The sequence below is a fragment of the Parvimonas parva genome (assembly GCF_016552165.1).
Taxonomy (GTDB): domain Bacteria; phylum Bacillota; class Clostridia; order Tissierellales; family Peptoniphilaceae; genus Parvimonas; species Parvimonas parva.
In genome coordinates this window covers 44,850-56,053 of the sequence record NZ_JACVDA010000014.1, presented here as the reverse complement: position 1 = coordinate 56,053, position 11,204 = coordinate 44,850, and the positions used below count along the sequence as shown (strand labels likewise).

Annotated in this window: 12 protein-coding genes; 5 read left to right on the top strand and 7 right to left on the bottom strand. The window is 23.0% G+C overall.

What is annotated here, in order from left to right; all coding sequences use genetic code 11:
- Nucleotides 1-1,194: 1,194 nt before the first annotated feature.
- The 5 genes from IBJ83_RS05795 to IBJ83_RS05775 all read right to left on the bottom strand — a co-directional run bounded on the left by IBJ83_RS05795 (nt 1,195) and on the right by IBJ83_RS05775 (nt 5,746).
- Entirely contained in the window at nt 1,195-2,100 is a 906-nt protein-coding gene (locus IBJ83_RS05795) for a HipA domain-containing protein (protein WP_201275727.1), read from the bottom strand.
- A 9-nt stretch (nt 2,101-2,109) separates the two neighbouring features.
- The gene (locus tag IBJ83_RS05790; RefSeq protein ID WP_201275726.1) at nt 2,110-2,310 is read right to left on the bottom strand and encodes a hypothetical protein; all 201 of its coding nucleotides are present in this window, start codon (nt 2,308-2,310) and stop codon (nt 2,110-2,112) included.
- Nucleotides 2,311-2,799: 489 nt separating this feature from the next.
- Nucleotides 2,800-3,489: a Fic family protein gene (locus IBJ83_RS05785; protein ID WP_201275725.1), complete on the bottom strand. Its 690-nt coding sequence runs from the start codon at nt 3,487-3,489 to the stop codon at nt 2,800-2,802.
- Between the two features lie 147 nt (nt 3,490-3,636).
- On the bottom strand, nt 3,637-4,341 hold the full coding sequence (locus tag IBJ83_RS05780; protein WP_201275724.1) for a hypothetical protein: 705 nt from the start codon (nt 4,339-4,341) through the stop codon (nt 3,637-3,639).
- Entirely contained in the window at nt 4,334-5,746 is a 1,413-nt protein-coding gene (locus IBJ83_RS05775) for an AAA family ATPase (protein ID WP_201275723.1), read from the bottom strand. The genes IBJ83_RS05780 and IBJ83_RS05775 overlap by 8 nt, the downstream gene beginning before the upstream one ends.
- Before the next feature lie 229 nt (nt 5,747-5,975).
- Between IBJ83_RS05775 and IBJ83_RS05770 the strand changes: the two genes are divergently transcribed.
- Together IBJ83_RS05770 and IBJ83_RS05765 are read left to right on the top strand one after the other, a co-directional pair.
- Nucleotides 5,976-6,404: a hypothetical protein gene (locus IBJ83_RS05770; RefSeq protein WP_201275722.1), complete on the top strand. Its 429-nt coding sequence runs from the start codon at nt 5,976-5,978 to the stop codon at nt 6,402-6,404.
- A 1-nt stretch (nt 6,405) separates the two neighbouring features.
- The gene (locus IBJ83_RS05765; RefSeq protein ID WP_201275721.1) at nt 6,406-6,987 is read left to right on the top strand and encodes a hypothetical protein; all 582 of its coding nucleotides are present in this window, start codon (nt 6,406-6,408) and stop codon (nt 6,985-6,987) included.
- Here IBJ83_RS05765 and IBJ83_RS05760 read toward each other — a convergent pair.
- Nucleotides 6,971-7,858, bottom strand: a complete 888-nt coding sequence (locus tag IBJ83_RS05760; protein WP_201275720.1) for a DUF3991 and TOPRIM domain-containing protein — start codon at nt 7,856-7,858, stop codon at nt 6,971-6,973. The two genes, IBJ83_RS05765 and IBJ83_RS05760, sit on opposite strands and share 17 nt — an antisense overlap.
- A 165-nt stretch (nt 7,859-8,023) precedes the next feature.
- Between IBJ83_RS05760 and IBJ83_RS05755 the strand changes: the two genes are divergently transcribed.
- The 3 genes from IBJ83_RS05755 to IBJ83_RS05745 are packed head-to-tail and all read left to right on the top strand — an operon-like array spanning nt 8,024 to nt 9,490.
- On the top strand, nt 8,024-8,380 hold the full coding sequence (locus IBJ83_RS05755; RefSeq protein WP_201275719.1) for a hypothetical protein: 357 nt from the start codon (nt 8,024-8,026) through the stop codon (nt 8,378-8,380).
- A 1-nt stretch (nt 8,381) separates the two neighbouring features.
- Nucleotides 8,382-9,131, top strand: coding sequence for a hypothetical protein (locus IBJ83_RS05750; protein ID WP_201275718.1), 750 nt, complete (start codon nt 8,382-8,384; stop codon nt 9,129-9,131).
- Complete coding sequence (locus IBJ83_RS05745; RefSeq protein ID WP_201275730.1) at nt 9,083-9,490, top strand: tyrosine-type recombinase/integrase; 408 nt, start codon at nt 9,083-9,085, stop codon at nt 9,488-9,490. Before IBJ83_RS05750 ends, IBJ83_RS05745 begins: the two co-directional genes overlap by 49 nt.
- 145 nt (nt 9,491-9,635) lie before the next feature.
- Here IBJ83_RS05745 and guaA read toward each other — a convergent pair whose 3' ends face one another.
- The gene (guaA, locus tag IBJ83_RS05740; protein WP_201275717.1) at nt 9,636-11,168 is read right to left on the bottom strand and encodes a glutamine-hydrolyzing GMP synthase; all 1,533 of its coding nucleotides are present in this window, start codon (nt 11,166-11,168) and stop codon (nt 9,636-9,638) included.
- Nucleotides 11,169-11,204 lie beyond the last annotated feature (36 nt).

The window sequence follows — 11,204 nt, the reverse complement described above, 5'->3', positions numbered from 1 at the left end:
TTAGCAAATATGATGAGTAAATTAGGTAGAAAGAGACCTAATTTTTTAATTTTCAGAGAAATTTATATAAAATTTAAAATTTTAATAAATTCTAAAGTAATTTTTAACTAAAAACAAAAATACATAAAAAAAGCACAGACAAAATCAATGCTTTGTCTGCACTCTGAAGCAAGGTACTGCAATACCTTGCTTTTTATTTATTTTTTTTTCAACTATTGACTTTTAATTAAAATTTTATTATACTGTATATAGTTAAGTTTTAAAAAAATTAGAATTGTTAAATAATTTTAATTATTGACAATGAGGTTTTCCTTATAAAAAGAACAAGTTTTTGCCCACCTTGTTCTTTTTATATGTTGACTTTTTTTGTTTTTGTGGTATACTTTAAGTAAGATATATCGGATAGGAGACATGTTGACCGATTTTACTTAGAAATGCAAAAAGCAAGGTATTGGTACTACCTTGCTTTTTATTTATTTTTTGAGTTCTCTAATTAGTGTTATTAGTAACGCTATTAAAATTATTAACTCAAAAGGAGACATGAAATCACCTCCTTTTCTTAAAAATGCTACTTAATTATACATAAATTTATACTAAAATTCAATTAATTTGGTTGCAAATATTAACTTTTTTGTTTTATTTTTTCTTTTAAACTATTGACTTTTAATTAAAAGTTTATTATACTGTACATAGTTAAGTTTCAAAAAAATTAGAATTATTAAATAATTTTAATTATTGACAATGAGGTTTTCCTTATAAAAAGAACAAGTTTTTGCCCACCTTGTTCTTTTTTTATGTTGACTTTTTTTGTTTTTGTGGTATAATCGTTTTAGAGATTAATCTTGTCCGGGGACAAAAACCATCTAAAAATGAGACTAAAAAAGCAAGGTATTGCAGTACCTTGCTTTTTGTTTTTTATTCCTTGATTGCTTTGACTAAAACAGTCAATACAACAAGGAATGTTAAAAACTCTTCCGGAGACATTTTACCACCTCCTTCCTTGAGACCTTTTATATTATACTATCTACTATATAATTTATCAAATATAACAAAACATACTATATATGGTATGTTTTTTAATTTATATCATATTTAATCATTCTTATTATAAGAACGAAAAACAAGCATACTTTTTATTTTGTGTATGCTTGATATTTAATATAAAAAAACCTCACACTTTTGTGCAAGGTTTGTCTATATCTCTCTATTGTTTTTATAAAAATTTTTATTTATCTCTAAATTTTTTATTAAAGAATATTCTAATATTTTTTCTTTTCTTTTAGATATTACTAATTTTAAAAAATTCTTATGTAAATTAGTAATACAAGGTATATCGTCTATTATTTTGTTAATCTTATCAATATTAATACATTTTAATATATTTTTTAACTCTAAATACATAGTTCTATCATTATAGGTAGATAGAAAACTGAAATAATTTATTTTTTGATTTTCTAATTTTATTGCAGAATTTGGAAAAATATATATTCTTTTTTCAAGTTCTTCAGAATCTGCAATAACTTTTTTCATTAAGTCTTCATTTATTTTAGGATATAAACAAGAACCACAATCATATATTGGAGCTATTTGTTTTATTCTTAAATCTTCATTTATCAAAAATCCCCAATTACCATTGTGTCTATCAAAATTTCCAATTAAAGCGTCAACAATAAACATTCTCCAGAAAAATTTTAGTAAAATTTTTGTATCTACTATTTTCTGTTCTTTTATTGTTGATAATATATCAACTAATTCAGTTCCGTATCCATTATGTGAACTACTTATTATTGTGTTCTTTAAAAATGAAAATTCTTTTAAGGAAAATCCGTTTTTTTCAAAATCTTTACAAGCTACTACTATTTTATTATTAAAAGTTCCCAAAATAACATCTTGCACTTTAAATCCTAATTCTTTAAATACTTTACACCCTATATACTCACTTATACAACTATTAGTATAGCTCATATCCGGTAGTTTCATAGCTGATGAAGGAAATTTTATCATATAATTTTCGTTATTATACTTTATACAAATTTTCTTTCCGTTTCCTCCACCATACATCCTAAAACTATTAACTTCACAATTACTAAAATCTATCATAATTTTCTCCTAATAAAGATATTTAGCTCTTAAATATTCAGCTACTTCATTAGTAATTTTAAAATCCCAAAGTTGAGAATTTATCTCCCCATAAAGTTCGCACCAGTAACAATCTAATAAGCTACTATTTTCTTTCTTAGCCTTTTTATATTCATCTATATAAAAAATTAAAGTCTCCGGTAACTTTTTTTCATCATATAAATTTATCATAATAATCACATCCTAATATTAATTTAAAATTACCTTTATTTTATTATATCACATTATTATAAAAAAACAATATTAAGTATGCTTTTTATTTTGTGTATGCTTATTTTTTATAAATGTTGACTTTTTTTGTTTTTGTGGTATACTTTAAGTAAGATATATCGGTTTAGAGGTCATACCGAATTTCGTCAAGAAAAAAGCAAGGTACTGCTGATACCTTGCTTTTAATTTTTATTTCTTAATTTCTTTAATCAAAATGATTAGCAAAACCAAGAAAATGAAAATTTCTTTAGAGGTCATAAATTCACCTCCTTTCGCCAAGAACGTATATATTATAAACTAATTTCTGGTTTTAGTAAATAAAAAATAAGTATACTTTTTATTTTGTGTACGCTTATTTTTTTGAAAACAAAAATGAGAAGCTATAACACTTCTCATAATTTACTTGTATAAAATATTATATCAAAATAAAAAGTTTATATTTTGATTGTATCAAACTTCTAATATTTTCCCTTTATTTTTTGTCCTTCTTTCATCCATTCCATAAATAGCATATTTATATATAAAATTTTGCAATGCTACCTTTCTATCATTAGTATAATAATCACTTAATAATTCATTAAATTCTTTAATTTTTTCGATAGGTATAGATATTATTCCTTTACCATTTTTTATCAATTCTTTATTTGCAATTATCATTGCTGTCCTTTTATTTCCATCCCAAAATAATTGACTTTTCATAAGCCACATCATTAATGTTATTGCTCTTTCTGTAACTGATTCTACTTCTTTGATTTTTTGTAATTCATACTCTACTTGTCCTTTATCCGGGATTGGTGGAATATAATCAGTACCTGATATACCAACAGTTCCATTTCTTAAAACTCCCCATTCTAATGCTTCATCTTTACCTACTTCATTATGTATTTTCTTTATATATTCTAAATCTATTTCTTCTTCTATACTTGAAAACACAATTTGCCAAGCGTGTTTTAAATTTAGTATAGTATTAACATCAGATATATTTGCTTTATCTAAGTATGCTTTCTCATAAATAGCATAAGTTTCAGGAAATGTTATATTTATTCCTTCTAGATTTGCACTTTTCCATATTATATCTATAATCATTCTTTTAGCGATAAAAATATTTTCTTTCAAACTCATATTGTATTTATCATTCATATTTTTTATCCTCCATCATATCCTAATATTAATTTAAAATTATCTTTATTTTATTATATCACATTATTATAAAAAACAATATTAAGCATACTTTTTATTTTGTGTAAACTCTATTTTTTTTAAAAATAAAAGTTAGATATGTATAATCTAACTTTCATTTTTTTCTAAAATTTCCGAAATACATAAATTTAAATTAGTTTTACGTTTTAAAGAATTACTATCTTCTTTTATATAAGACCAAGATTCTTTAAAATTTCCTTTATAAGAAAAATCTGAATTAAAAATAAATTCTTTAAAACTGTCTATATCATCTGAATATTTTTTTGCAAATTCATAAGATAATTTTTCTTTTTCATCATCAGAAATATTTAATTTATTAAATAAAACATGGTCTAAATTACAAGACATATAAACCACTTTATACTTTATTTCTCCACAGATTTTTTCTAAATTACAAATAGTATCTAAATTTTCTCTTTTTCTAATATTACGTTCAATTATATCATCTACATTTTTTGTAATTATATTATTTGGCGAATATTCTACTTTGTTTAAATTAGTATTAGAACAAATATATTCATTAGAAACATAAGCCCCATCCATATCTACTATATGAATAATTTCCTTAAAATCTGATTTTTTAAAATATGATTTACTAATACTCTTATTTATTAAATCTCCAAGTTTCTTTTTTATATTTCTTGAATTTACTTTATTATCTGCTGTAATATCTCCACGAACAACTTCTATGTGTATTTCATCATTTAAAAAAAGCTCTTCAAAAATAGATTTTAAAGATATTTCATCAGAAATTCCTTCTACAATTACAAAAATTACTTGTCTTTTATTCATATATATCACCAGCTTTCAAAAATGCTAATGATATTTTTCCACTTTTAGTTGGTTTATAAATTTCTTCTTTCTGACCTCCTAATACAATATTATTAAAATACACATTTCTAAGATTATTATTTTCTTTTATATTTGAAAAACGAATATATCTGTTTTTAGGATTTGTTGTAGTAAAAGCTATAAATCTTTTATCTAATACTTCTAAAGGTCTTAAATTATGAGACGTAAATATTAATTGACCTTTTCCCTTTTCAGCAATAATTTTCAAAAGTTCTCCAAGTAGATATTCAAATATTCCTGAATCTAATTCATCTATAGCAACAGTTATAGATGAGTCATTATAAACAGCAATTAATAGTTGTAAAACGGATATTATTTTTTTTATCCCTTCTGATTCACATTTTAAAGGTATTTCTTTGCCATTACTACAAGATACTAATTCTACTTTTGTTCCTGATTCTCCGTCATTTAATAATGCTGAACCTAAACTTTTCATAGATATAGTAATACCCGGTATAATATTTTCTAAAACTATATTCAAACTTTTAATAATTTCCTCAAAAAAATCAAAAAGTTCATTAGGTATAATGTTTGTATTCTCAAGAGATAAAGGAATTTGTCCACAAATACCTTTAGTTGCACAACCATATCTAAAATATAACGGCAACATTTTTGAGCTAATCATTCCAGTATCTTTTGTCTTTATAACAAATAAACTAGAATTAGCATAATGAATTAAATATTTTAGTAATTCATATATCATTAAATATTCTTCATTTTTATTTTTATCATATAATACTTCTAATTTATTTATAAAATTTCGAGAAAAAATAAATGATGTTGAAGAGCTTTTAGCTACTCCCTTGTCTATTAGTAATTCTTTTTTCAATTCTTTATTTTTCCCAAATAATGAATTGTATTTAGTTGATGGTACAAAAACATCATCAGTTATAGTATCTATAACTTTACACATAGGCTTTTTTAATCCATCTTTCTCAAACGAACAACTTAAAACTTCATCATATACAACAACTTTTTTTGTTTTTTGTTCTAATTCTTTTAAATTTCCATTTAGGATTTCTTCTTTACGGATTTTAAATTCATATTTAGCATAGTATTTCCCATAATCTCCATCTAATTCAAAAGAATATTTTAATTGTGCATATTTTTCGTCAATATTTATTGAATCACAAAACTCATTTGAAACTGAATATCCACATAATATGGATTTTAATAATTCTATTGAATCAATTAATGCTGTTTTACCAGAACCGTTTTGTCCATATAATCCAAGTATGCTTGATTTATATAAATCTCCCGAATTTTTTAAATTAATATTTCCATATACAACATTCTTGAAATTTTCTATTGTAATTTCCCTCAATCTAAATTTAAAATCTTTCATATTAATCCCCCTTAAATTATATCAAATATTATCATATTTATTCAAAAAAGTCAATATATTTTTAAAAAATATACATTTTGTTCCGTTTATTGGTTTAGTAAAAATATTTTTATATTTTTTGTGTATGCTCTTTTAAAAGTGTTTACTTTTTATTTTGTTTTTGATATAATATATTTAAAGTATACTCTTTATTTTGTGTATACTTTAAAATATTTATTAGGAGATTTTTATGTTTGAAAAAAAAGATAGAAAAAATATAATAGAAAGATATGAATCTGAAAAATATATTATTAATAAAACCAAAAATACAAATAATATAAAAAAAAGAAGTATTTCTATTTATGAAGAAAATTTAGAAAAATTAATTAGTATAAATAACTATAAAGAATTTAATATGATTAAAAATGGATTTGAAATTCCGAACTTTAAAAAAACATTAGGATATATTTTTGATAATTTTGACTATGATTTAAAGATAGAATCAATAATTAACACTTGTCAAAATTCAAAGATGATTACTTTATATTTAGATAATGATACTATTAAAAATATTGAACATTTTGCTAATATAAATAATATTTTTAAAGGAGCAAAAAATATAAATATAAATCTTGCTTGTAATTATATAATAAAATATTTTAGTATTAAGGAGAATTAATATGGAACTTGTTTTAATTATGTTATTTATTCCTACTATATTAGCTATTGGATTAGCTATAGTTAAATTTGGTTTTTTCTTTTCTTTACTAATAACTGTAGGTTTTGATATTTGCTTTATATTTGTAGGTAGCATTGCTGTAATAGACCCTTATATGGGTAAGATTGCTGGTGGAAAATTTGGAAACGGATTGCTAAATATTATTTTTGCAATAATAGTTTTATGTATTTACTTTGTTTTATTATTCTTTTTAAGAGATAGTAAAAAACTAAAACCACTATTTTATGCCTGGAATTTAGGATTATCTGTATATGGTGGATATTATTTGTATGAAATAATAATGTATTGTTTATTAAAAGTTTTAGGAGCTAATGCTACAACAACAGTAATTCCTATTTTTAAATGGACTATATTAAATAAAGGAATATATTATTTTCTAATTCTTATAGTTAGTGGAATAATTATGAATTTAAGATTATCTTTTCTTTCTCAAGTTGATGAAAAAGAAGAAACTGAAGATGAAGAAATACAAAACTATAATGATAAAAATAATACTTATGTTACTTTTAAAAAAAGCAAGTAGATTTTACTCTATTTGCTTTTCTTAATTTATATATTTTTAATATATCATTTGTATCTTTTACATCTTTAATTTTGTAAATTTTAGAAGAAATATCTTTTATTATAAAATTTTTATCTAAAGTTTCTAAATTTTTAGAAATTCTTTTTGTTGCTTCCATACCTGGTTCATCATTATCTAAACACAAATTTATTACAATATTATTTAAATTACGTTCATTTATAAAATTAATCAATCCACTATCAGATAAGCCACTTAACGCTATATATGTATGTTTTTTTCCAAATAATTCATACATAGAAATAGAATCTATTTCCCCTTCAGTAATTACTAAACTAGAATTATTATTTTCTATAAAAAAAGGATATTTTTTAGATGAACCTGAAACTGTTGAAAATTCCTTATCAATTAAAGAACGTCTTTGAATATTTTTAACTTTACCATCTAAATTTTTACCAATAAAACACATATTATGATTAATATCTTCATAAATAATTTTTCTACTTATTAAATCAAATATGACTGATTTATTTATCTTTCTGATATTATGTAAATAATCTATCATCTTGTCCGAATTAACATTATGTTTGGGAAATTTTAAAAATTTACGTTCTTCTATAGTATCATTTTTTAAATGTTCAAAATCATTATTTAAAATGATATTTTCTTTTTTCAAAAATTCAATAGCTGTTTTAAAATCACAATTTAATGTATTCATAACTAAATTATAAATATTTCCACCTTCTTTTTGAGAATATCTATAATAACTATCTGTATGTTCAAAAAAAATTAAACTATCATGAACTTTATCTCTATAAACTCTACCACAACGAATAGGAGTATATCCTAATCTTTTAGCAACTTCTAATATCATAAATTATTCCTCCTATCTATATCTTATCAATTTTTTAATTATAAAAATTTAAAAATTATACATTTTTACACTTTATCTTTTTATTTTGTGCATACTCTTTTAAAAGTGTTTATTTTTTCTATCAATTTTGTTATAATTATAATATATTAAAAAGGAGTTTTAATAATGAAAAATTTCAATTTTTATATAACACATGAACATTATAATAAAATTTTAAATGTAAGTAAAAAATATGATTTTTTTAGAAAAATAAACAATATAATAATTCCGGATATTACTAAAAGTTTAAAATTTATAATATTAAATTGTAATAATATATCTATAGATGAATTAGATTTAAATATTTTTAAAATGATAAAATACAAACGTCTAGATAAAGAGAAAAATATTCACATATCTTTATCTAATGATGAATTAAAATTAATAGATAAATTTGCTAAAAAATTTGGATTTTTAAAATCAAATAACAATACTAACTACTACAAATGTATAAATGCTATGTTAGAATTAGGAGATTATTAATATGTGGAGAGAACCAAAAGAAGGTTATAATAAAGATGGAAAAGCTAGATATTGCGAACGTGTAAAAGACCCACTAACTGGAAAAGATGTTGTAAAGTCTCAAACTATAAAAAAAGATACTCCTCAAGGAAGAAAAGAAGCAATATATAAGTTAAATAAAAAAATTGAATCTGTTTTAAAAAATGATATTCAAAAGAAATCAATAAGTTTTTTTGAATTATGTGATTTATATTTAAATTATAAAAAGAAATTAATAACTACAACTGATGTAGATACAAAAAGTCATATAGGAAAAATAACGGAGCAAAGATATATTGTATTAAAAACATTTGTTAAAAAGGTAAAAGAATATACTTTTGATTTTCCAATAAATAATTTTAATTATATTATATACAATAAATTAATAGAATGTGATAAAATAAGCATTTCACATCATTCTATTATAAATCAAATAATTAATTTTGCTTACAAACAAGAACTAATAAAATCCAAAGCTTTTTTAATTTCATATAAAACAGGAATAAAAGATGTAAAAGATAAGTATTTAGAATATGATGAATTGTTAGAACTTATGAATTTAAATTTACCAAAAGATATTGAATTAAGTATAAATATTTTGTTAGAAACAGGAATTAGAATAGGTGAATTTATAGCCTTAGATATAGATGATATAAAAGCTGAAAAGTATAATGATAGGATAATATATTCAATAAGCATAACAAAAACTTACTCAAAAACATTAAAAAAATAGTTAATAATACAAAAAATAAAAAATCAAGAGAAATTGGTATAAATGAAAAAACATATAATAATTTAATGTTATTTTTTTCCTTAACAAATAAAACTAAACATGATTTAAATTATGGATATGGATATTACCATATATATAGAGAATTAAAAAAAATAAAATTAAGTACAGGTAAAAAAATAACACCCCATATATTTAGGCATACTTGTGCTTCTATTCTTGCTGAGAAAGGAATGTCTTTACAATCTATTTCAAATAGACTTGGAGATACATCAGAAGTTATAGAAAAAATTTATATACATGTAACAAAATCAAGAAAAAATAAAGAAATAATTTTATATAATGATATTAGTATAGTATAGATATTACTAGTTAAACTAGTAGTATCTATATTTAATTTTATTAAACAAAAAGTGGCTAAGATATAAACTTTGCCACTTTTTTGCCATTTTTATTATTCAAATATTAAATAAATATTGATTTTTCAATATTTATTTAATTATTTTTCTACTCCCATTCGATTGTTGCTGGTGGTTTGCTTGTTATGTCATATACGATTCTGTTGATGTGTCCTACTTCGTTTACTATTCTTACTGAAACTCTGTCTAGTACTTCGTATGGGATTCTTGCCCAATCGGCTGTCATAAAGTCGGTTGTTGTAACCCCTCTTAGGGCTAGTGTATAATCGTAAGTTCTAAAGTCTCCCATTACTCCAACTGTTCTGTTATTTGTTATAACAGCGAAATATTGGCTTATATTTTTGTCTTCTCCGGCTTTTGCAATTTCTTCTCTGAAGATTGCATCTGCCTCTCTTAAGATTTCTAATTTTTCTTCTGTTACTTCGCCCATTACTCTTATTCCAAGTCCTGGACCAGGGAATGGTTGTCTATAAACTAAATATTCAGGCATTTTAAGTTCAAGTCCTAATCTTCTTACTTCATCTTTGAATAAATCTCTTAACGGTTCGATTAAGTCTTTAAAATCTACTACGTCAGGAAGTCCTCCTACGTTATGATGTGATTTTATAACTTTTGCATCGCCAAGTCCTGATTCTATTACGTCAGGGTAAATTGTTCCTTGTCCTAAGTAGTCAACTGCTCCAATTTTCTTTGCTTCATCTTCGAATACTCTAATAAATTCTTCTCCGATTATTTTTCTTTTTTGTTCAGGGTCAGTAACGCCTTTTAATTTACCTAAAAATCTATCTTTAGCATTTACTCTAACAAAATTTAGTTCTTCATTTTTGAAGGCTTCTTCTACTTCATCACCTTCATTTTTTCTCATAAGTCCTGTATCTACGAAAACACAAGTCAGTTGATTTCCTATAGCTTTTGACAATAAGCTGGCACAAACTGAAGAATCTACTCCACCTGAAAGAGCTAACAATACTTTTTTATCTCCAACTGTTTGTCTTATTTTTAATATTTGTTCATTCATAAAGTTTTGCATTGTCCAATCGCCACTTGCATTACATATATCATATAAGAAAGATTTTATCAGTTCTTTTCCTTCTTCTGAATGATTTACTTCCGGATGATATTGAACTGCATAAATTTTCTTTTCTTCATTTTCTATTCCGGCATAAGGACAAGTAGATGTATGTTGAATACAATCAAATCCTTCTGGTAGTTTTACAACTTGGTCTTGATGACTCATCCAAACTATTGTTTCATTTTTCATACTTGAAACTAATTTTGAATTTTTATCTTTTATACATAAAGTTTTTCCAAATTCTTTTTTATCTGCTTTTTCTACAACTCCACCAAAAGTTCGAGATATTAATTGCATTCCATAACATAATCCTAAAATAGGTATATTAAGTTCAAAAATTTCTTTTTCAATTTTTGGTGCATTTTCCTCATAAACACTATTTGGACCACCTGTAAAAATTATTCCGATAGGTTTTTTATTTTTTACTTCGTTAACAGCCTTGTTATAAGGTATAACTTCACAATATACATTTAAATCTCTTACTCTTCTAGCTATTAACTGATTATATTGTCCACCAAAATCAACTACAAGAACTAATTCATTTTTCATCTAATACTCTCCTTAAATATATTTAATAATATTATA